Source organism: Glycomyces endophyticus (genome assembly GCF_039531525.1).
Lineage (GTDB): Bacteria > Actinomycetota > Actinomycetes > Mycobacteriales > Micromonosporaceae > Glycomyces > Glycomyces endophyticus.
Map to the genome: position 1 here is coordinate 72,039 of NZ_BAAAQF010000005.1, position 20,954 is coordinate 92,992.

The window sequence follows — 20,954 nt, forward strand, 5'->3', positions numbered from 1 at the left end:
AGGATGCCGGAAGTTAGTTTGACGTCCAAATATAGTCATCCATCAAAGTGATGTCAATCGATGTCTTGAGTTGCGCGGGCGCGGACCGTCCGATGTGAGCTGTCGACGGACGCGGACAGGGCGGCCGGCGAACGCCGACCGCCCTGGAGCCTTGGATGCGCTAGTCGCGCTTGTAGCCCACGACCAGCTCGCCCGCGAGCTGCTCGCAGAACAGGCCGATGTCGGTGATGACGCCGATCGCCTGCGCCGAGCCGCGGTCGGCGAGCTTGGTGACCGTCGCCGGGTTGATGTCGACGCTGACCAGCGGCACCTTCGCGGGCAGCAGGTTCCCGGTCGCGATGGAGTGCAGCATGGTCGCGACCATGATCGCGAACCCGACGCCGGGCAGGGCCGCGCGCATGGCGCGCTGGCCGTCGATGACGTCGGTGTGCACGTCGGGGAGCGGGCCGTCGTCGCGGACGGAGCCGACGAGCACGAACTCCTTGCGGTTCTTCACCAGCGCGTGCATGATGCCGCCCTTGAGGACGCCCTGCTCGACGGCCGCGGCGATGGAGCCGCAGGTGCGGATCTTGTTGATCGCGCGGATGTGGTGCTCGTGGCCGTGCGGGACGCCGTGGCCCTTGTCGAGGTCGACGCCGAGCGAGGTGCCGAACAGGTTCGACTCGATGTCGTGCGCGGCGAGGGCGTTCCCGGCGAAGACGACGTCGGCGTACCCCTCGTTGATGAGCGCCTCCAGGGCCTTCCCGGCCCCGGTGTGGACGATCGCGGGGCCGCCGACCCACAGGATCTTCTCGCCGCGGGCCTTGACCTCGCGCATGTGCTGGGCGATCTGCCGGACCTGGAGCGCCTGGGGGCGCTCGGAGGAGACGCCGCCGCTCATGAACTCGAAGTTCGAGGACTCCGGGCTCTTGCGCTCGGGCTCGGGGAGCGGGAGGACCTTGACGCCCTCGCCGCCGCAGACCACGAGCTCGCCGGCGCGGACGTCGGAGACCGGGAGCGTCCAGGCGCGCGAGTGGTCCTCGGAGACGATGATGCCGCAGTCCATCTCGGAGTTCTCGACGTCCATCCAGGCGCCGTTGAGGCGGACCTGGGTGTCGAAGTTGGTGGTGGAGTAGAAGTCCTCGGGGAAGACGCCGTCGCGCGGGGCCGGCCTGACCGTGGCGATGCCGGGTTCGAGCGGGTTCGCGCCGTGGGTCTGGAGGCGCATGATGATCCGCTCGAGCAGCTCCGAGGTCTCGGCGGAGACGGTGAGCTGCGCGTAGGACTCGTCGGTGTGGTGCCGCCCGACGTCGAAGCGGTCGATCGAATAGGCCCCCGAGTACTCCAGCACGTCGTCCATGACCCGGGCGAAGACGCCCTGGTCGATGAGGTGCCCGCGCAGCTCGACGGTCATTGCGTGTTCCACGTTGGTGCTCCTGTCGCGTCCCGGCGCCGCGGTCCGGCAGGGCGGCGCCGGATCGAGCCTAGCCTCCTGCGGCGCCGGACGGCGTGGGCACTCCGCCGACCGGGGGAACCGCCGGGCGGGCCGTCAGGGGGCCGCGGGCTGCGGCGGCGCGGCGGCGGCCTTCGCGGCCTCGATCTCCTCGGGGGTCGGCCAGGCGCGGGTGAGGAGCGCGTGGATGCCGAAGCCGAGGACGCCCCAGGCGCCCACGACGTACGGGATGGGCACGCCGAGTTCGGCGACGAGGCCGACGCCGGCGATGGCGAGGCCCTGGCTGAGCTGGAGGCCCGCGTTGATCGCGGCGATGACGCGGCCGCGCCAGCCTTCGGGGATGCACTGCGCGAGCGTCGCGTTCATCGGCGCCATCGTCATCGTCGCCAGGCCCGCGCCGAACGCGAGCACGAGGACGCCCGGCAGCGGCGGGTCGAGCAGCGCGGCCGTCAGCGCGAGCGGGGCGAGGAACGCGAGCGGCCGGATGAGCTTGAGCCGCAGGGAGGGGCGCACGAGCCGCGCGAACAGGAGCGTCCCGGCGACGGTGCCGGCCGCGTCGATCGCCATGATGAGGCCCTGCGTGGCCGCGCCGCGGTCGAGGTGCACCGCCCACAGCACCGCGACCCCCTCGGGGACCGCGGTCAGCGCGAACAGGCCCCAGATCCCGAACGAGACGGTGCGCAGGACCTTGTTGTCCCACACCATTCTCATGCCGTCGGCGGTCTCGGCCAGGACGTGCCGCCGCTCCTCGCGCTTGTTGACGGTGGGCCGGTACCGGACCAGCCCGAGCACCGCGACCGCGCTGACCAGGAACAGGGCCGCGTTCACCGCCAGGGCCGTGTACGGGTCGATGGAGGAGAGCAGGCCGCCGGCGAGGAACCCGACGATCTGGGCGACCGCCGCGGTGGAGAAGGTGAGCGCGATGGCGGTGGAGAGCCGGTCGCCGGTGAGGATCTGCGCGAGCGTCGCGGTGCGCGCGGCGTTGTAGGCCGGCTGGACGGCGGCGACGGCGAACACCACGGCCATCATCGCGGGCACGGGCATGTCGGGGATGAGCAGCAGGGCGATCAGGGCGGCGCGGAGGACGTCACAGGCGACCATGACGTTGCGGTAGGCGTAGCGGTCGACGATCGCGCCGAGGATCTGCGCGAGGCCGAGGTAGGGGGCGTAGCTGATGGCGAAGGAGGCGACGGCGAGCGCGGAGGAGCCGGTGTTCGCCCACACGAGGGCGGTGACGGCGACGCGGTTGAGCATGGAGCCGGCGTTGGAGAGGCAGAACGCGCCGAGGTAGGCGGCCGCCTCGCGGTCGCCGAAGACGTCCGAGAACCGGGGGCGGCGGTCGGCCTCCGACTGGTCGCCGACAGGGTCGGCGGCCTTGGGGTTCTGGTCAGACACGGGGCCTTCCTTGCCATTCCACGATCCGTCCGCCCGCAGCGGCGACGGTGCTCGACTCGGCGCACGGAACGGGCGGTGCTGCGCTCCTGGGGCGTCGCCGGGGGTGCGATGCCTGAAGGGGCGGTAAGTGACAATCCTCCGCGATTGCCGCAAGTGTCACCAGTCTGCCGCTGACGCAGGAGGTTGTCAAGCATCCCAGTGTGTTCAAAGTGCAAAAAACCTGGACGGACGCCGTGGGTCCGGTCCGATCGCGCGAAACCGCGCCCAGCCTAAGCCCACTGCCGCGGCAGGCGGCCGCGGGGCCTCGGTCCGATAACGGTGGACGGTCCCGAACCCGCCGCCGCCCTGACGGTACCCTCCAATGGTCGTTGTAGGAAACCACTAAGGAGCCGTGATGACCGCCAGTGCCTCCTGGACCGCCAGGGACGCCGCCGCCGTCTGGCACCCGTTCACCCAGCACGCCACCTGGACCGGCGACGACCCCACGGTCGTCGACCGCGCCGAGGGGCCGTGGCTCTGGGACGTCGACGGCCGCCGCTACCTCGACGGCGTCTCCTCACTGTGGACCACCACGCTCGGGCACGGCCACCCGGAGGTCAACGCCGCCGTCGCCGCCCAGCTCGCCCGGCTCGACCACGCCACGTTCCTCGGCGCCACCCACACCCCCGGCATCGAGCTCGCCGAGACCCTCATCGCGCTGGCCCCCAAAGGCGACGACCCCGAGCTGACCAGGGTCTTCTACGCCGGGGACGGCTCCTCCGCCGTCGAGGCCGCCCTCAAGATCGCCTACCAGTACTCGACCCAGACCGGGCACCCCCGGCCCAAGTTCGTGCGCCTCGACCACGCCTACCACGGCGACACCCTCGGCGCCGTCGCCGTCGGCGGCCACGAGCTGTTCCACGAGGCGTACCGGCCGCTGCTGCTGGAGACCATCGGCATCGCCTCGCCCGGCGACCGCGTCCACGACCCCGACCGGCTCACCACGGCCGTCTCCCACCTCGAATCGGTGATGCACGAGCACGGCGACCAGGTCTGCGCGATCATCGTCGAACCGATGATGCAGGGCGCCGCCGGGATGCTCGACCACGACGCCGAGTTCCTGCGCACCGCACGGCGACTCGCGTACACGTACGGCGCGCTGCTCATCTTCGACGAGGTCGCCACCGGCATCGGCCGCACCGGCCGCATGTGGGCCGCCGAGCACGCCGGCGTCGTCCCCGACCTCCTCACCTGCGGGAAGGGCATCACCGGCGGGTACCTGCCGCTGTCGGCCGTCCTCGCCGCCGAGCACGTCTACGAGGCGTTCCTCTCCCGCCCCGGCGACCGGTCGCCGCGCACGTTCTTCCACGGCCACACCTACACCGCGAACCCGCTGTGCTGCGCCGCCGCGCTCGCGAACCTCCGCGTCATGGGGGAGCAGGACGTCGTCGCCCGCGCCGCCCGCCTCGGCGACCGCCTCGGCAAGCTCCTCGAACCGGTCGCCGCGAAGGACGGCGTCGTCGAGGTCCGCCGCCTCGGCACCATGATCGGCGTCGAGGTCGCCCCGAACGGCGACCGCACCGGCTTCCGCGTCTGCCGGGCCGCCCGCGACCGCGGCGTCTGGCTCCGCCCCCTCGGCGACACCGTCGTCGTCATGCCGCCCCTCACCCTCGGCGACGACGAGGCCGACCTCCTCGTCGACGCCCTCGACGCCGCGATCGACGAGGTCCTCGCGTGAGCGCCGGACCCGCCGCCGTCGCGACGCCCCACGCCGTCTGGGACCGCCTGTCCCGCAGAGCGGACCTGCGCGCGAAGGCCGGACTCACCCGCACCGCGCGGCCCCGCGCCGACGCCGTGGACCTCGCCGGGAACGACTACCTCGGCCTCTCGCGCCACCCGGCGGTCCTCGCGGCCGCCGCCGACGCGCTCGCCGAGCACGGCCTCGGCGCGAGCGGATCGCGGCTGGTGCGCGGCACCACCGCACTCCACGAGGCCTTCGAAGCGGACTTCGCCCGCCACACCGGGACCGGCGCCGCCGTCCTCTACTCCTCCGGGTACCTCGCCAACCTCGGCGCGGTCGCCGCGCTCGCCACCGGCCCGGTCCTCCTCGACGCCCACGCCCACGCCTCCCTCCACGACGCCGCCCGCCTCGCGGGCGCCCGACCGGAGACGTTCGCGCACAACGACCTCGACGACCTCGAACACCGGCTCCGCACCCTCCGGCCCGCCCTCGTCGCCGTCGAGTCCGTGTACTCCGTCCTGGGCGACGCCGCCCCGCTCCGCGACCTCCACGCGCTCACCGCCGCGCACGGCGCGCTCCTCCTCGTCGACGAGGCCCACGCCGTCGGCACGATCGGCCCGCACGGCGCCGGAGGCGCCGCCGCCGCCGGACTCGCCGGGGACCCCGGCGTCGTCATCACCGCCACCCTCTCCAAGGCCCTCGGCGCCGCCGGCGGCATCGTCGCCGGACCGGCCGTCCTCCGCCGCCACCTCCACGACACCGGCCGCACCTTCATCTACGACACCGCCCCGCCGCCCGCCGTCGTCGTCGGCGCCGCCGCCGTCCTCGTCGTCGCCCGCGAATCCGACGGCGCCCGAACCGAACTCGCCCGCCGCGCCGCCCTCGCCGCCGCGGCCCTCGACGCCCCCGCGCCCGCCGCCGGCGTCTGCTCCCCACCTGCGGGCGACGCCCGCGCCGCCACCGCATGGGCCGCGCGCTGCGCCGACCGCGGCGTCGCCGTCGGCTGCTTCCGGCCGCCGTCCACCCCCGACCACCGCTCCCGCCTGCGCATCACCGTCAACACCGGCGTCCCCGCGGCCGAGTTCGCACACGCCCTCGACACCGTCCTGGAGGCACGCCCGTGATCCCCTTCGAAGGCCCGGTCCTGGTGACCGGCACCGACACCGGCGTCGGCAAGACCGTCACCACCGCCGGACTCGCCGCCGCCCTCATACGCCAGGGCCGCAGCGTCGACGTCGTCAAGATCGCCCAGACCGGCGACGACGACGACGCCGCCGAGATCACCCGCCTCTCCGGCGCCCCCGCCCGCGCCCTCGCCTCCTACCCCGACCCGCTGGCGCCCTTCGCCGCCGCCCGCCGCAGCGGCCTCCCGCTCCTCGACCTCGCCGCCGTCGCCGACACCGTCCTGGCGTCGAAGGCCGAGACCGTCCTCCTCGAAGGCGCCGGCGGCCTCCTCGTCCAACTCGGCGCCGGCGGCTGGACCGCGCGCGACCTCGCCGTCGAACTCGGCTGCCCCGCCGTCGTCGTCGCCCGCGCCGGCCTCGGCACCCTCAACCACACCGCGCTCACCCTCGAAGCCCTCGCCCACCGCGGCATCCCCGCCGCCGTCGTCATCGGCGCCTGGCCGCCCGACCCCGGCATCGCCGAGCGCGAGAACCTCACCGACCTCCCCGGCGACCGCCTCGGCTGGATCCCCGACGGCGCCGCCGCCCTCGACCCGGAGGCGTTCCGCCTCACCGCGAGCGAGTGGTTCTTCCTCCCCGAACCCGACCCCCGCCGCTGACCCGCCCGCGGGGTTGCCGGGCTCCGCTACATTTGGCAGCGATCTGGTCTGATTCAGTCCATATCACCGCGATGCGGGCGCCCCTACCCCCGGCGCCCGCATCGCGCGACACCCGCGCGTCTCTCCTCGAGACCGCGCGAACCCATGCGGGCGAGACGAACCCGACCGGCCGGACGCGGCCGCCCCGGCCCGGTCGCGAACCCTCCCGGGCCTCAGCCGACCCGCACCCCGGCCGCGAACCGCCGCACGGCGAACGCCAGCAGCCAGTCCAGACCCCACTCGATCCCCGCCGCCGCGACCGGCCGGAACTCGCAGCGCATCCGCAGCCCGTCGTCGCCGTCGCCGGTGACCGCGACCGTGTGGTCCCAAGCCGACCGCGGGTCCGTGCTCGACAGCCACGAGTACGTCGTCACCTGGTGGTCGTACGCGATCCACTCCGGAACCGCCAACAGCTTGCTGCCCACGACCTCCCCGAACGCGAGGCCCTGGACGCCGGTCTCCTCGAACGCCTCGCGCATCGCCGTCTCACCGGGCGTCTCGCCGGGCCGCGCCCCGCCCCCCGGGATCTGCACCCCGGCCTCCGGGTGGTCCCGGTGCAGCATCACGAGGACCTCGATCCCGGTCTGCTCGGGACCGCGGCGCAGGACGTAGGCGGCACCGCGCTGGCGGAACTCCAGTGGCTCAGGCATCCGCCCAGCCTGGCAAGCCGGCGCCCCGCAGCGCAACGCGATTACGCGCGGACCCGACCGGGCCGCCGCCCGCCAGTCCCGCCGAGCACGCTCACCTCCGCAGCCGCACCACCAGCGGGCTCGGCATCCGGAACGACAGGTTCCGGTCGCTCACCGGGGCCGCGACCACCTCGCAGCGGGGGAGCAGCGGCGCGAACTCGGCGACCACCACCTCCGCCTCCAGCCGCGAGAGCTGGCTCCCCAGGCACCGGTGCGCCCCCGCGCCGAACGCCAGATGCCGCCGCGACCCGCGCTGGCCCGGGACCATCGCCGCCGGGCACCGCGCCACGCCCTCCTCCGCGCCCGCGGCCGCGAGCCACACCAGGACCGAGTCCCCCGCACGGACCTCCACCCCGCCGATCTCCCCGTCCCGCAAAGCGACCCGCCGCCACGACGTGATCGGCGGGAGCAGCCGCAGGCCCTCCTCCACGATCGCGCCGGGCGCCGACGCCAGCAGCCCCGGCTCCACGACCAGGCGGTGCAGCAGCAGCGTCAGGAACTGCGACGTCGTCTCCTGGCCCGCGACCAGGAGGAAGAACAGCGCCGCCGTCGCCGCGTCCTCCCCGTACGCGTCGAAGAGGTCCCTCGTCGCCCCGGTGGACTCGGCCGCCCAGCCGCGCAGCATCGCGTGGAACGGCCCCACCTCGGCCGCCAGCTCGCGCTGGCGCGCCGGGTCCGGGTCGCCCCAGAACAGCTCCAGGGCGGCGCGGCTGAACCGCTTGACCTCGGCGGTCGCGGCGCCGTCGTCCAGGAGCACGTCGAGGCCCATCAGCCGCGCCAGCGCGGCGAGCGGGACCTCCGAGGACACCGCCGCGTCGAGGTCGACCGCCTCGCCCGCGCGCAGCCGGTGCGCGGCCCCCGCGACGGTGCGGCGGACCAGCCCGGTGAGCCAGGGCCGCAGCGCCGCCACGCGCGCGGGCGCGAAGACCTCGCCGAAGCGCTCGCGGATCGGCCCGTGCGACGCGGTGTCGTTGTTGGCCAGCGTCGCCGGGAGGCGGAACCGGTGGGAGGCGAGTTCGCGCAGGGGACCGGTGGGGATGGGGACGACCGCGTCCAGGGCGTTCGCCGCCGAGAACCGCTCGCGGTCGGCGAGGACCTCCCGGGCGAGACGGTGCGAGGCGACCACGACCTGCCCGTCGCGCCGGAACACCGGGGCGACGGGGCGCGGATGTTTCCACAGCTCGAAGAGCACGGGCGCAGCCTACCTCCCCCGAAAGTACGAGGCCCGCTCACGGTAATCTGCTCTCAGTCTTTCGGCGCAATTCACCCCCGGCCGGCCTTGCCAGTCGAGCCGCGCCGCGGACGCCGTCCGGCACAACAGCAATGCCCACAGAAGGAGACCGTCCCTTGCAGGAGTACTCCTCCCAGGCCGCGTACGACCGCGGCGAGGCCGTCTGCGTGATCGGCGCCGGGGCGTCGGGCCTCATAGCGGTCAAGAACCTCCGCGAGAACGGCTTCGAAGTGGACTGCTACGAGCGGGACACCGTCCTCGGCGGCCTGTGGAACCCGCAGAACCAGCACAGCCCCCTGTACCCGAACACGCACCTGGTCACCTCCCGGTCCCAGACCGAGATCCCCGACTTCCCGATGCCCGACGACTGGCCCGACTACCCGTCCGCGGCGCAGATGCTCACCTACCTGACCGTGTACGCCAAGCACTTCGGGCTCTCCGAGCACATCTGGTACGGCTCCGAGATCTCCGCGATCGAACCCGTCGAGGGCTCCCGCTTCGAGATCGTCGTCAAGCCCGCCGCCGGGAACGCCGCCCGCCGCCTGCGCTACGCGGCGGTCATCGTCGCCACCGGCCACCACTGGTCCCCGAACCTGCCGTCCTACCCCGGCCTCGACCAGTTCCGCGGCACCGTCCTCCACTCCTCGCAGCTGAAGGACCCGTCGCGCCTGCGCGGCAAGCACGTCCTCGTCGTCGGCGGCGGCAACTCCGGCGCCGACATCGCCTGCGAGGCGGCCGTGAACGCCTCCAGCTGCGTCCACTCCGTGCGCCGCGGCTCCTGGCACCTGCCGAAGTACCTCGGCGGCGAGCCCGCGGACTACGCGCTCGCGCGCCTGAACTCGCGCCCGAAGTTCCTGCGGCGCTTCCTCACCGACCGGCTCCTCAAGGGCCCCGCGAGCCTCGCCGCCCGCATGGGCGTCACCGCGGAGGGCCGCCCGACCGAGGAGGAGCCGGTCCGCAACGGCCGCTACATGGAGCACGTCGGCGACGGCTCCATCCAGCGCCGCGGCGAGGTCGCCCGCTTCGACGGGTTCGACGTGTCCTTCGCCGACGGCACCGAGATGCGGCCCGACCTGGTCGTCCTCGCCACCGGCTACCGGCCGAAGTTCACGTCGGTGGAGCCGCGCCTGCTCGGCATCGAGGGCGACTCGCCCTACCCGAAGCTGTACGCGCGCATGTTCTCCCCGCGGATGGAGACCCTCGCGGTCGCCGGCCTGGTCGAACCCGGCGTCGGCGTCCTCCCGATCGTCCACTGGCAGACCCACGCCATCGCCCACTGGCTCCTGGTGCGCAAGAGCGACCCCGAGCGCGCCGCGAACTTCCGCCTCCAGGTCCGCAGCGAGTCCGAGCAGGACACCCCGCAGGCCGCCGGGACGTCGCCGCGCCACCAGCTGGCCGTGGACGCCGAGGCGTACCTCGCGAGCCTCGGCCGCATCATCGACACCCTCGAACAGGAGCCCGCCAAATGAGCCTCGCCGCCTGGGTCCGGCGCGCCCGCACCCCCGCTCCCGCGCCCGTCAAGCGCGAGTACACGTTCTTCGAGCCCGCCGACCTCTTCGACCTGGAGATCAAGGACGACCCCGAGGCCAACCCGGTCCTGTGCTGCACCGGCGACCCGGCCGGCGCCGCCGCCTTCAACGCCCTGTGGCTCAAGCGCATCGCCTCCTCCGGCCGGTACGCGGCCGCGGTGAGCGTGCGCGGCCAGGGCGGCACCCCCGCCGCCGAGGGCGGCCTCGAGGCCCGCGCCCACGACGTCGTGCAGGCCGCGGTCACCGTGCCCCGCCAGGCGGTCTTCATCGGGCACAAGGAGGGCGCGGCCTGGGCCGCGCTCGCCGCGGGCCGCTACCCCGCCGCCGCGCTGGTCCTGGTCTCCCCGCAGAAGGTCCCCAAGCAGCCCCCGGCCCCCGTCGGCGGACCCCCGGTCCTCATCGTGGTCGCCGAGTCGGAGACCCAGTCGAAAGAGGCCCAGGCCGTCGCCGACGCCTACGGCACCACGCCGCTGACGTTCGCCGGCTCCCCGGACGACGTCTTCAAGGGCGCGGGCGCCGAAGGGCTCCTCGACGCGATCCTCTCCTGGCTCGCCAGCAAGAAGGACTGACCCCCGGGCACGCCGAAGCCCCGCCGACCCGCCGGGGAAGGCCCCCCGGTCTCGAAGCTACCGCGGGGGACCTGAAGCGGCGCTGAAGGGCCGCGACGGCCCCGGCGCACGCCGCAGGGGCGGTGGCGCGCTGGGAAAGGGCCCCCGGTCTCGAAGCTACCGGGGGAGTGCTGAAGGGGAGCTGAAGCGCCTCGTCGGATGACGGCAGCGCCCAGTCAGACGACGGCGCCGTCGTCGGTGTCGTCCGCGTCCTTGTCCGGGCGCAGGCGGCTGATGAGCAGCCACACGCCGATGAGGAAGCCGCAGAAGCCGACCAGGCGGCCCGGGTTCGTGCCCAGCGGCGCGATGCCCGGGTTCACCAGGAGCGCCAGCCCCGCGATGATGAGCAGCACCCCACCCACCGCGGGCAGGCTCGGCCACGGCACCGGCGGCGGGTCCGGAGGATCGTAGTCGTCCTCCTCGTCGTCGTCGGGAAGGTCCGCGTCCCACAGCTCCAGCAGGCCCGGCTCCTCGTCCGGCTCCGCCGGCGCCGGCGGCGTCATCGGCACGACCTCCGCCGGATGCTCCTCGGCCTCGTACGCCTTCGACAGCCCCACACCCGGGTCCCCAAGACCCTTGATCAGCTCGTTGAACCGGCGGTCGACGTCCTCGGGCAGGAGCTCGCCCTCGCGGCCGTCCTCCTGCTCGCTGCGCTCAGGCTCCTCGCCACGCTCACTCATGGACGCTCCGCGCCTTCGCCAGCTGCCGCTCCATGAACTCGGCGCTCCCCGCGAAGATCGTCTCCGCGTCGTAGTCGAGGGTCGCCACGTGGTAGCTGCGCGGCAGCACCGTCGACTCCACGTCCTTCGACCGCACCCCCGCCCGCACCACGGCGCTGTTGCGCGGACTCACCACGTGGTCCTGCGCGCTCGTGAAGATCCGCAGCGGCACCGTCACGCGCGCCAGCTCCGGCCGCGTCACCTTCCACAGCCGCCGCAGCGACGCGTACGCCGCGACCGGCGTCCGGTCGGTCGTCTTCTCGCGCGTGTCCGGCATGTTGATGTCGGAGCCGATCGACGACACCGACGGCATCACGTACCGCAGCACCGGCGCCAGGAACCCCTGCACCTTGTCGTCGAAGATCGCCGGGTTCACCAGCACCAGCCCCGAGAGGTCGCCCCCGCGCTGCTCGGCCAGGCGCAGCGACAGCGACCCGCCCATCGACAGGCCGCCCGCGAACACCGGCCGCCCCAGCGCCAGCGCCTCGTCGAGCGCCTCCTCCAGCCGGCCGTACCACTGCTGCCACGTCGTCTTCGCCAGCACCTGCCACGTCTGCCCGTGCCCCGGCAGGAGCGGCGCGACGACGTTGAAGCCCGCGTCCCGCAGGTACTCGCCCCACGGCCGCATCGAGGCCGGATCCGACGTGAACCCGTGGCACAGCAGCATCGTCGCCTTGGCGTCAGGACCGAGGTCGAACGTGAACTCCTCGGATTGGATCGACACGTCGCCTCCCGGAACGCTGCATCACCGGCGCGCGACCCGCCCGGCTGCACCGCGGCACACGGGCCGCGGCCGGGAGGTCCCTTTTCGCGCTGCGTGCCCATTCTCGCACGCGCCGCCCCCGCACTGCCACCGCTGAGGGCCCGCCGGTCCCGCCCGGGGCCGGACGCCATCGACCGGATTGACCGCTGCCGATACGCTTGGACGCGTGATCATGTGGTGGATATTGAAGGCGACACTGGGGTCGCTGCTGTGGGTGGTCTACCGCCCGAAGGTGGAAGGGCTCGAACACGTGCCCGAGGAGGGGCCCGCGATCCTCGCCTCGAACCACCTCGCCGTGACCGACTCCTTCTTCATGCCCCTGGTCGTCTCGCGCCGGGTCACCTTCATCGCCAAGGAGGAGTACTTCACCGGCACCGGTTTCAAGGGCTGGTTCGTGCGGGCCTTCATGAACGCCGTCGGCGCCATCCCCGTCGACCGCGCCGGCGGCGACGCCGCGAACGTCGCCCTCGACACCGGCGAGCGCGTCCTCTCCGAAGGGCGCCTCTTCGGCATCTACCCCGAGGGCACCCGCTCGCCCGACGGGCGCCTCTACCGCGGCAAGACCGGCGTCGCCCGCCTCGCCCTTCAGACCGGCTCCCCGGTCGTCCCCGTCGCGATGCTCAACACCGGCGAGCTCCAGCCCATCGGCCGCCGCATCCCCCGCATCGGCCGCGTCCGCATCAAGTTCGGGCCCCCGCACGACTTCAACCGCTACCGCGAGCTCGTGGGCGACCGCTTCATCGAACGCGCCGTCACCGACGAGGTCATGGACGCCCTCCGCGAGCTCTCCGGCCAGGACTACGTCGACGAGTACGCCGCGAAGGTCAAGGAACGCGGACAGAAAGACCGCGGGCAGCAGGACTAGCCCCCCGGCCCGCGCCGCACCTTACTTCTTATGACGACGATTCGCGATTCACCCGAACGGTGACCGCGCCCCCGCTCGGACCCCCACTGCACCGCTCATTCGGGTCCCCCGCTGCACTTCTTATTCGGGTCCCCCGAAACCCGCCCTGCGCCGCAGCGCCGGCAGGTCCACCACCACGATCTTGCGGCCCTCGGTCCGCAGCCAGCCCCGGTTCGCGAAGATCCCTATCGCCTGGTTCACGCTCTGGCGCGAACCGCCGGCCATCTCCGCCAGCTGCGTCTGGTTCAGCTCGATCGTCGTCATCGGCGACGAGTGCTGCTCCGCCAGGCGCACCAGCGTCTTCGCCACCCGGCCCGGCAGGTCCAGGAACACGTGGTCCGAGGACTGCTCCGTCAACCGCCGCACGATCATGCCCATCGACCGCAGCACCGCGTCCAGCATCTTCGGGTTCCCGTGCACCAGCTCCAGGAAGGACGACCGCGCCAGCGCCAGCGCCGACGTGTCCTCCAGCGCCTCCGCGCTGGCCGACCGCGGCGAGCCGTCCAGGAGCGAGACCTCGCCGAGCACCTCGGGCGCGCGCGCCACGTGGAGCATCGCCCGCTCGCCGGTGGCGGCGGTCCTGAAGACGCTGACGGCGCCCGAGCGGATCATGATGAGCGACTCGCCCGGCTCGCCTTCGAAGAACAGCAGGTGCCCACGCCGGTAGTGGCGCTGTACCGCCACCCCTGCGATCTGTCGCCGAGCCTGCGGGTCGAGGCCGGCGAACATGGCGACGCCTGCAAGCGGGTCTTCAGATGGGCTGACACCCATAGTTCTCCCCCTTCGGTGGGTCCCGGGTCCGCGGGTTCCCTCCGATGATCGCTGTCTTTTCCGTCGTTGTACAGGGCCCGGTGTCGGAAACTTCACGCTCCGTTGGGTCGTGTGTCCAGACGGTGCACTTGTCGCTCGGCCGAGCGTACGATCGAGTCTACGTGCTTTCGCGTCTATTGTCCGGTATCGCGCTTCTCGCAGGCGGATCGCGAGGTCAGATTCCGGCTGCCTGATCGTATGGCGTAGCGTCGACTCCAGCCCGGCGACATACGGGCGGGTACCGATTCGGGCCGAACAGACCGCCCGTGATCATACGAAAGGCCGATGCGTGGCGTACCGCTACTTCTACGACACCGAGTTCATCGAGGACGGTCGCACGATCGAACTGGTCTCGATCGCCGTCGTCGACGAGCACGGCCGCGAGTACTACGCCGTGTCGACCGAGTTCGACCCCTCGCGGGCCATCGAATGGGTGCGGCGCAACGTCCTCGACAAGCTCCCGGCCCCCTCCAGCCACCTCTGGAAGGACCGGGCCACCATCCGCGACGAGCTGTACGAGTTCCTCGTGGGCCCGGTGCGCCGCAAGACCGGCAGCCACCCGGGGGAGCGCGTGGAGCTGTGGGCGTGGATCGGCGCGTACGACCACGTCGTGCTCGCGCAGCTGTGGGGCACGATGCCGGAGCTGCCGCGGGCCCTGCCGCGGATGACGAAGGACCTGCGCCAGCGCTGGGAGGACCGGGGACGCCCGGAGCTGCCGGTCACGCCCGACGCGGACATGCACGATGCCCTCACCGACGCGAAGCTCAACCTCGCCCGCTGGAAGGCGCTGGAGGCGTCCCGCGGCGACCGCGCCGGGGCGCTCGACTCCCACCGCTGAGCCCGTTCGCGCGTCCCACCCCTGATCGCGCCCCTGAACCCCTGGTCGCCGCTCGCGGGCCCCCGATATATGGTGGGCGGTGTTTCGGCAATGAGGCCGCCCAGTTAACAGTCCTCATCTTCTAGGGAGTTAAACGCATGCGCATTGGCGTGCTCACCGGCGGCGGCGACTGCCCCGGTCTCAACGCGGTCATCCGAGCCGCGGTCCGTAAGGGCACCAAGGAATACGGCCACGAGTTCGTGGGCTTCCGCTACGGCTGGAAGGGCCCGATCGAGGGCATCACCCAGGAGCTGAACTGGGACAACGTCGAGAACATCCTCGACCAGGGCGGCACCATCCTCCACTCCTCGCGGACCAACCCCTACAAGATCGAGGGCGGCGTCGAGGCCATCAAGAAGAACATGGCCGCGCTGGGCGTCGACGCGCTCATCGCGATCGGCGGCGAGGACACCCTGGGCGTGGCCACGAAGCTGACCGCCGACGGCGTCAACTGCGTGGGCGTGCCGAAGACGATCGACAACGACCTGTCGGGCACGGACTACACCTTCGGCTTCGACACGGCCGTGAACATCGCGACCGAGGCCATCGACCGCCTGTGGACGACGGCCGACTCGCACGACCGCTGCATCGTCGTCGAGATCATGGGCCGCCACGCGGGCTGGATGACGCTGCACGCGGGCATCGCCGGCGGCGCGAACGTCGTCCTCATCCCCGAGGTCGACTTCGACATCGAGAAGGTCGCGAACTTCGTCAAGGAGCGCAAGGAGGCCGGCAAGGCCACCATCGTCGCGGTCTCCGAGGGCGCGCACGCCAAGGAGGGCATGGTCCTCAAGGACGGCGAGGTCGACGCGTTCGGCCACGTCAAGCTCGGCGGCGTCGGCGACTGGGTCGCGGCCCAGATCAAGGAGCGCGCGGAGATCGAGACCCGCGCGATCATCCTCGGCCACCTCCAGCGCGGCGGCACGCCGACCGCGTTCGACCGGGTCCTGGCGACGCGCCTCGGCCTCGAGGCCGCCGACGCGGTCAACGAGGGCGACTTCGGCAAGATGATGGCGCTCCAGGGCACCAACATCGTGCGCATCCCGATCAACGAGGGCACCGACGTGCTCAAGACCGTTCCGGTCGAGCGCTACGCCGACGCCGAGGTCTTCTTCGGCGTGTAGTGCACGCCGAGGGCCGGTCCCGGCCCCTGGGGTGGGCCCCCGGTCTGCAACGCTACCGGGGCGATCCTGAAGGGGACCTGAAGCGGGAACGGCCGCAAAGCACTGCGAATGCGCAACCACGGGCACGCCCGGTCGTTAGACCGGGTGTGCCCGTGGCTTATGCAGAGGCCGGCCCGCGAGAGGCCGATCCTCCGGAGGAGATGGAAATCGGCGAGATCCCGCATCTCGCCGATTTCACGTATCACAAGACGCTCGCCGACGTCGATTTCGACGGCGTCCCGGTGGCGGGCCTCGACGCCGACTTCTACCGCCGTCCGATAGGGGACCGGCTGCTGAGCGTCGGCGTGTACCGGTTCGGCGGGGCCGAGACCCATCGGGCCTGGGGCTGGGTCGGCGAGGAGCACTGCTCCTGGCACGCCTACCGCGACCCCGGCACGGGCGGTTTCGACGGCCCCGTGCCGGGCTGCCCGCTGCTGCGGGTGCTCCGCGACGGCGACCGCGTCGAAGGGTTCGAGCTGGGTTCGGGGAGCCCGCCCCGCCGGTACCTGGTCGATCCGGACCGAGTGGTGTCGGGCGCGGTCACCGCGCGCCCGGCCGGTCCGGCTCGAGCCGGGTCCGGCTCAGTCGCCTTCGGCGACCCGGGCCCGGGTCCGGGCGCTCTCCAGACGGGTGGCCCGTCGCGTGTAGACGATCGCCGCGACCGTGATCGCGAGCCCGAGGAACAGGCCGCCACCTGCGAACAGGGCCGAGGCCCCCGGTGAGAAGCCGAGGATCGCCACCGGCACCTGCACGATGCCGATCAGCCCCGCCAGCAGCCACTTGTTCTGGCCGCGCCCCCACAGCAGCGCCGTCCAGATGGGCGCGACCACGACGGCGAGGGTCGCGATGTCGAGCGCCCAGTGCACCACGGGGTTGTGGACCCGGTCGTGCTGGAACGCCATTGCAGGGCTCGACACCGCCAGGATCATGGCGGCGACGGTCGCCACGAAGGCGATACGACGTGTCATTCGTGACCTCCTTTGCGTGCGGAGTCTTAACGCTACGTCCGGTAGTCGCGCATGTCTGTCGGGTATCCGCCACTTGCCTGCACCGGATCGACCGGGCATCTGGCACGAAACGGGGGAGGCGCGCACGGCCGGACCGCCATACAGTGCACGTGAATCGACGGTGGGAGGAACCTGTGGTGGGTCAGGGCGGCCATGGCGGCATGGACTGGGCGGGCGTGGTGCTCGACCGGGGACTGGGCGCGGCGGCCGAGCGCGACGCGCGCACGGCGGTCGTCGGATGGCAGCAGTTCGCGCGCCGGTACCGGCTCGAGTTCCGCGCCGAGCTCGAAGCGGCGGACTGCGGCGGCGAGACCGCCGACGTGCTGAGCGCCCTCGGAGGCCTCGGCTTCCCGGTGGCGCGCGTGCGCGGCTGGACCCGCGGCGCGTGGGACGGGCGGCCCTGCTTCGGGTTCTGCGCCGTCGACGCCACCGCCGCCGGCTCCCTCTACCACCTGCGGTTCAACGCGGCCCGGCTGCGGCGCGACCGCCCCGACGCGGTCCAGCACCGCCTCCTCGACGGCGACTCCGCGATGGCCTCGGCCTGGCATCCCGAACGGCACCGCTACACCGCGTACGCCCTCCCCGAACCCCCGCGGCCGCAGCCCCGCCACCGCGGCCGCCTCGGCCAGGCGGTCGAACGCCTCTTCCGGCCCGCCCCCCAGCGCCTCCACACCACCGACCCGCGCTTCGCCGAAGCCCTCGCCGCCGAGGCCGAGCGCACCGGCCTCGACCTGTTCCGCTGGTCCTGGGCCGCCAAGGGCGGCTGGCTCACCGCCTGGCGCTCCGACACCGCCGCAGGCGACGACCACCGCGCCCGCGCCCGCTTCATGGACTTCCTCCCCGCCCTCGCCGACTGCATCGAACGCACCGAGTCCGCATAACCGCCGCGGCGCCCCGGCCCGCGCCCGATCGCGCAGCACCCCGGCAACCGCCTCCCGCCACCATCGACTTCAGCTCCGCTTCAGGTCCGACTGCGTATCTTGGAAACCGGGGGCCCTGACCCAGTGCCGGACCGGGTCTGCGGCGCGCCCGGCGGACAGCGACTTCAGCTCCGCTTCAGGACTGCCGCGCTAGGTTCGAGACCGGGGGCCCTTTCCCAGCGCCGCACCGGATTCGCGGCGTGCCCGGCGAGCACCGGCTTCAGCTTCCCTTCAGGTCCCGCCCGGTAGCTTGGAGAACCGGGGGGCCTTCCCCGGGGCGCCCGGCGGGCTTTCGCGTGTACGCGAACGGCCGCCCGCCCTGATGGGCGGTCGTCCGTCGCGAATCCGTACTACGGGTGGGTCTCGGACAGCTCCGCCGCCTCGATCACGTGGCGCAGCAGGAGCGCCGTCGTCACCGGGCCGACACCGCCGGGGACCGGCGTCAGCCGGCCCGCGACCTCGGCGACCGCCGCGTAGTCGACGTCGCCGACCAGGCCGCCGTCGTCGGTCGGGTTGGTGCCCACGTCGATCACCGTCGCGCCCGGCTTCACGAAGTCCGCGCCGATCATGCCCGCGCGGCCCACGGCCGCCACCAGGACGTCCGCCTCACGGCACACCGCCGCGAGGTCCTTCGTCCGGGAGTGGCACACCGTCACCGTCGCCGACTCGTTGAGCAGCAGCAACGCCGCGGGCTTGCCGACGACCGTCGACCGGCCCACCACCACGGCCCGCGCGCCCGACAGCGTCAGGTCCTCGCGCTTGAGCAGCTCCAGCACGGCCTCGGCCGTCGCCGGCGGCCACGTCCGCAGGCCCGCGCCGAGGCGGCCCAGGTTCGTCGCGTTCGCGCCGTCGATGTCCTTCAGCGGGCTGATGTGCCCGCCGACCTCCGCGAGCGTCACGCCCTCCGGGAGCGGCGTCTGGCAGATGATCCCGTGCACGTCCGGGTCCGCCGACAACTCCTGGAGCTTCGCGATGATCTCGTCGCGGCCGGGCGAGTCGAGCTGCACCACACGGCAGTCGAGGCCCTCCTTCTCGGCGGACTTCTTGATCGACCGCACGTACCAGGCCGTGCCCTCGTCGTCCGTCGGCACGACCACCGCGAACGTCGGCACCGTCCCGTCCGCGCGCAGCTTCGCCGCCGCCGCGGCCACGTCGGCCCGGATCTCCTTGGCGACCGCGCGCCCGTCGATGTCGGTCATGCCCTGATCCGCTTCGCCACCGCGTGCATGATCGCCTCGGCCTGCACCTTCGCCTGGAGCGCCTCGTTCAGCGCCCCCGCGAGCCGCTCGCGCTCGCCCGCGTCCTTGATCGACACCAGGTTGATGTCCACGTTCAGCGCCGCCGACTCCAGCGCCGACTTCGCCGCCGACGCCGCCACCGCGACATCGGACAGCACGTTCGGGTTCGAGCCCTCAAGGACCCGGCCCGACAGCTTGATGACCTGAGCCGCGACCTGCGCCACCGCCAGCGGCACCGCCGCGGCCTCGACCAGGCCCGACTGGATCGCCGCCGTCCGCGCCGCCTTCTCCTCGTCGGAGGACTTCGGCAGCTTGTAGGCCGCGACCACGCCCGAGAACGCCTCGGCGTCGTCCTCCGCCAGCTGGAGCGCCTCCAGTCGCAGCCGCTCGGCCTCGGCCAGCGCCTCCCGCATCACCGCCTCGTGCTCGGCGAACTTCGGCTTCCCGATCGTCAGGTTGCACACCATGGAGACCAGGGCGGCGCCCATGGCCGCGTTCACCCCCGCCGCGGCGCCCCCACCGGGCGCCGGCTGCTCCGACGCGAGGTCGGTCAGCCACTCTTCAATCGTCGTCTTGCGCACCCGACCAGCCTAGACGCGCCGCGAAAGGTGGGATGTCTCCGCGCGCCTCAGTGTGTCGCGCGGCCCGACACGGCTCACAACCTGGGAATGCCAAATCGGCGTCGCCGCCTTCCCGACCGCCCGCGTACGATATCGGCGTGAACCGCCAATGGCATGACCTGCGAAACCCCGGCCTCGTCCCCGTCGTCGCCGACGAGGAGGAAGCCGAGCGCTATCAGCTCGACGCCTGGCGGGACCTGCCCCGCGAGCAGGTCCCCCCGTGGCCCGACTACGCCGAGGTCGAAGACGTGACCGGCGTGCTCGCCGCCGTCCCGCCCATCGTCGCGCCCTACGAGGTCGACCACCTGCGCGAGCGACTCGCCGAGGTCTGCGAGGGCCGCGCCTTCCTCATGCAGGGCGGCGACTGCGCCGAGACGTTCATCGACAACACCGAGCACCACGTCCTCGCCAACATGCGCACGCTCCTCCAGATGGCGGTCGTGCTCACCTACGGCGCGTCGCTCCCGGTCGTCAAGGTCGGCCGCATCGCCGGCCAGTACTCCAAGCCGCGCTCGGCCGCGACCGACTCGCTCGGCCTGCCCGTCTACCGCGGCGACATGTTCAACTCGCTCGAAGCGACCGAAGAGGCCCGCGTCGTCGACCCGCAGCGGATGATCCGCGCCTACGCGAACTCCGCCGCCACCATGAACATGCTCCGCGCCTACCTGCGCGGCGGCCTCGCCGACCTCATGGCCGTCCACGACTGGAACAAGGACTTCGTGCGCACCTCCCCGGCCGGGGAGCGGTACGAGGCCATCGGCCGCGAGATCGACCGCGCCGTCCGCTTCATGGCCGCCTGCGGCGTCGAGGACGACAACCTCCACACCGCCGAGGTCTTCGCCTCGCACGAGATGCTCGCCATCGAGTACGACCGGGCGCTCACCCGCATCTACGACGGCAAGGCGTACGCCCTCTCCGGCCACATGGTCTGGAACGGCGAGCGCACCCGCCAGCTCGGCGGCGCCCACATCGACTTCCTCTCGCGCGTCGCGAACCCGGTCGGCTGCAAGATCGGCCCCACCGCCACCCCCGAGTGGGTCGTCGAGATGTGCCAGAAGCTCAACCCGGACAACGTCCCCGGCAAGCTCGTCATCATCACCCGCATGGGCCACAAGAACGTCCGCACCCTGCTCCCCCCGATCGTCGAGAAGGTCGAGGCCGCCGGGTGCAAGGTCGTGTGGCAGTGCGACCCCATGCACGGCAACACGTACGAGGCCGCCTCCGGGTACAAGACCCGCGCGTTCGACCAGGTCGTCGACGAGGTCCTCGGCTTCTTCGAGGTCCACCGCCGCATCGGGTCCCACCCCGGCGGCATCCACATCGAACTCACCGGCGAGGACGTCACCGAGTGCGTCGGCGGCGCCCAGGAGATCCGCGACGACCAGCTCTCCGACCGCTACGAGACCGCCTGCGACCCGCGCCTGAACACGCAGCAGTCGCTCGAATTGGCCTTCCTCGTCGCCGAGATGCTGCGCCACTAGCCCTCCGCGGCCCTGGCGCGGTCGTC

The 20,954-nt window shown here is 72.7% G+C and carries 21 protein-coding genes; 10 read left to right on the plus strand and 11 right to left on the minus strand.

The genetic code is table 11. The annotated features are described in order from the left end of the window. Positions 1–160 precede the first annotated feature (160 nt). Positions 161–1,405 (minus strand): ornithine cyclodeaminase, nickel-pincer nucleotide-dependent, encoded by a 1,245-nt coding sequence (locus tag ABD419_RS06940; protein ID WP_344483664.1) that lies wholly within the window; start codon positions 1,403–1,405, stop codon positions 161–163. 123 nt (positions 1,406–1,528) lie between these two features. Further along, positions 1,529–2,827, minus strand: coding sequence for an MFS transporter (locus tag ABD419_RS06945; RefSeq protein ID WP_344483667.1), 1,299 nt, complete (start codon positions 2,825–2,827; stop codon positions 1,529–1,531). A gap of 394 nt (positions 2,828–3,221) precedes the next feature. On the opposite strand from ABD419_RS06945, the gene bioA reads away from it, so the two are divergent. Genes bioA through bioD form a run of 3 tightly spaced genes read left to right on the plus strand, consistent with a single transcriptional unit; the run spans position 3,222 to position 6,330 of the window. Continuing rightward, a complete protein-coding gene (gene bioA, locus ABD419_RS06950; RefSeq protein WP_344483670.1) occupies positions 3,222–4,544 on the plus strand; it encodes an adenosylmethionine--8-amino-7-oxononanoate transaminase in 1,323 nt (440 codons plus the stop codon). After that, positions 4,541–5,671, plus strand: coding sequence for an aminotransferase class I/II-fold pyridoxal phosphate-dependent enzyme (locus ABD419_RS06955; protein WP_344483673.1), 1,131 nt, complete (start codon positions 4,541–4,543; stop codon positions 5,669–5,671). The genes bioA and ABD419_RS06955 overlap by 4 nt, the downstream gene beginning before the upstream one ends. After that, positions 5,668–6,330 (plus strand): dethiobiotin synthase, encoded by a 663-nt coding sequence (gene bioD, locus ABD419_RS06960; protein ID WP_344483676.1) that lies wholly within the window; start codon positions 5,668–5,670, stop codon positions 6,328–6,330. Before ABD419_RS06955 ends, bioD begins: the two co-directional genes overlap by 4 nt. A 212-nt stretch (positions 6,331–6,542) precedes the next feature. On the opposite strand, the gene ABD419_RS06965 is transcribed toward bioD, so the two are convergent. Then, positions 6,543–7,019, minus strand: a complete 477-nt coding sequence (locus ABD419_RS06965) for an NUDIX domain-containing protein (RefSeq protein WP_344483679.1) — start codon at positions 7,017–7,019, stop codon at positions 6,543–6,545. A gap of 91 nt (positions 7,020–7,110) precedes the next feature. Then, positions 7,111–8,250, minus strand: a complete 1,140-nt coding sequence (locus tag ABD419_RS06970; RefSeq protein WP_344483682.1) for a cytochrome P450 — start codon at positions 8,248–8,250, stop codon at positions 7,111–7,113. A gap of 155 nt (positions 8,251–8,405) precedes the next feature. Between ABD419_RS06970 and ABD419_RS06975 the strand changes: the two genes are divergently transcribed. Beyond that, complete coding sequence (locus tag ABD419_RS06975) at positions 8,406–9,758, plus strand: flavin-containing monooxygenase (RefSeq protein WP_344483685.1); 1,353 nt, start codon at positions 8,406–8,408, stop codon at positions 9,756–9,758. After that, positions 9,755–10,387: a hypothetical protein gene (locus ABD419_RS06980; RefSeq protein ID WP_344483687.1), complete on the plus strand. Its 633-nt coding sequence runs from the start codon at positions 9,755–9,757 to the stop codon at positions 10,385–10,387. Before ABD419_RS06975 ends, ABD419_RS06980 begins: the two co-directional genes overlap by 4 nt. 215 nt (positions 10,388–10,602) lie before the next feature. Here ABD419_RS06980 and ABD419_RS06985 read toward each other — a convergent pair whose 3' ends face one another. Next, on the minus strand, positions 10,603–11,106 hold the full coding sequence (locus ABD419_RS06985; RefSeq protein WP_344483690.1) for a hypothetical protein: 504 nt from the start codon (positions 11,104–11,106) through the stop codon (positions 10,603–10,605). Further along, positions 11,099–11,869 (minus strand): alpha/beta hydrolase, encoded by a 771-nt coding sequence (locus tag ABD419_RS06990; RefSeq protein ID WP_344483693.1) that lies wholly within the window; start codon positions 11,867–11,869, stop codon positions 11,099–11,101. Before ABD419_RS06990 ends, ABD419_RS06985 begins: the two co-directional genes overlap by 8 nt. A gap of 211 nt (positions 11,870–12,080) precedes the next feature. Between ABD419_RS06990 and ABD419_RS06995 the strand changes: the two genes are divergently transcribed. Further along, positions 12,081–12,773, plus strand: a complete 693-nt coding sequence (locus ABD419_RS06995; RefSeq protein ID WP_344485300.1) for a lysophospholipid acyltransferase family protein — start codon at positions 12,081–12,083, stop codon at positions 12,771–12,773. A 120-nt stretch (positions 12,774–12,893) separates the two neighbouring features. On the opposite strand, the gene ABD419_RS07000 is transcribed toward ABD419_RS06995, so the two are convergent. Beyond that, positions 12,894–13,583: a Crp/Fnr family transcriptional regulator gene (locus ABD419_RS07000; protein WP_198667126.1), complete on the minus strand. Its 690-nt coding sequence runs from the start codon at positions 13,581–13,583 to the stop codon at positions 12,894–12,896. 328 nt (positions 13,584–13,911) lie between these two features. On the opposite strand from ABD419_RS07000, the gene ABD419_RS07005 reads away from it, so the two are divergent. Continuing rightward, positions 13,912–14,460, plus strand: coding sequence for a polyadenylate-specific 3'-exoribonuclease AS (locus tag ABD419_RS07005; protein WP_344483696.1), 549 nt, complete (start codon positions 13,912–13,914; stop codon positions 14,458–14,460). Between the two features lie 137 nt (positions 14,461–14,597). Then, the gene (locus tag ABD419_RS07010; RefSeq protein WP_344483699.1) at positions 14,598–15,623 is read left to right on the plus strand and encodes a 6-phosphofructokinase; all 1,026 of its coding nucleotides are present in this window, start codon (positions 14,598–14,600) and stop codon (positions 15,621–15,623) included. On the opposite strand, the gene ABD419_RS07015 is transcribed toward ABD419_RS07010, so the two are convergent. Beyond that, positions 15,590–16,027 (minus strand): hypothetical protein, encoded by a 438-nt coding sequence (locus ABD419_RS07015; RefSeq protein WP_344483702.1) that lies wholly within the window; start codon positions 16,025–16,027, stop codon positions 15,590–15,592. The genes ABD419_RS07010 and ABD419_RS07015 overlap by 34 nt on opposite strands. Before the next feature lie 216 nt (positions 16,028–16,243). Beyond that, a complete protein-coding gene (locus ABD419_RS07020) occupies positions 16,244–16,630 on the minus strand; it encodes a hypothetical protein (RefSeq protein ID WP_344483705.1) in 387 nt (128 codons plus the stop codon). Between the two features lie 176 nt (positions 16,631–16,806). Between ABD419_RS07020 and ABD419_RS07025 the strand changes: the two genes are divergently transcribed. Continuing rightward, positions 16,807–17,550 carry a hypothetical protein gene (locus ABD419_RS07025; RefSeq protein ID WP_344483708.1) on the plus strand — a complete coding sequence of 248 codons (744 nt, stop codon included), beginning with the start codon at positions 16,807–16,809 and terminating at the stop codon, positions 17,548–17,550. Positions 17,551–17,939: 389 nt separating this feature from the next. Here ABD419_RS07025 and ABD419_RS07030 read toward each other — a convergent pair whose 3' ends face one another. Then, on the minus strand, positions 17,940–18,788 hold the full coding sequence (locus tag ABD419_RS07030; RefSeq protein WP_344483711.1) for a bifunctional 5,10-methylenetetrahydrofolate dehydrogenase/5,10-methenyltetrahydrofolate cyclohydrolase: 849 nt from the start codon (positions 18,786–18,788) through the stop codon (positions 17,940–17,942). Further along, positions 18,785–19,408 carry a cyclodeaminase/cyclohydrolase family protein gene (locus ABD419_RS07035; RefSeq protein ID WP_344483714.1) on the minus strand — a complete coding sequence of 208 codons (624 nt, stop codon included), beginning with the start codon at positions 19,406–19,408 and terminating at the stop codon, positions 18,785–18,787. Before ABD419_RS07035 ends, ABD419_RS07030 begins: the two co-directional genes overlap by 4 nt. 137 nt (positions 19,409–19,545) lie before the next feature. Between ABD419_RS07035 and ABD419_RS07040 the strand changes: the two genes are divergently transcribed. Next, on the plus strand, positions 19,546–20,928 hold the full coding sequence (locus ABD419_RS07040) for a class II 3-deoxy-7-phosphoheptulonate synthase (protein ID WP_425555959.1): 1,383 nt from the start codon (positions 19,546–19,548) through the stop codon (positions 20,926–20,928). Positions 20,929–20,954 lie beyond the last annotated feature (26 nt).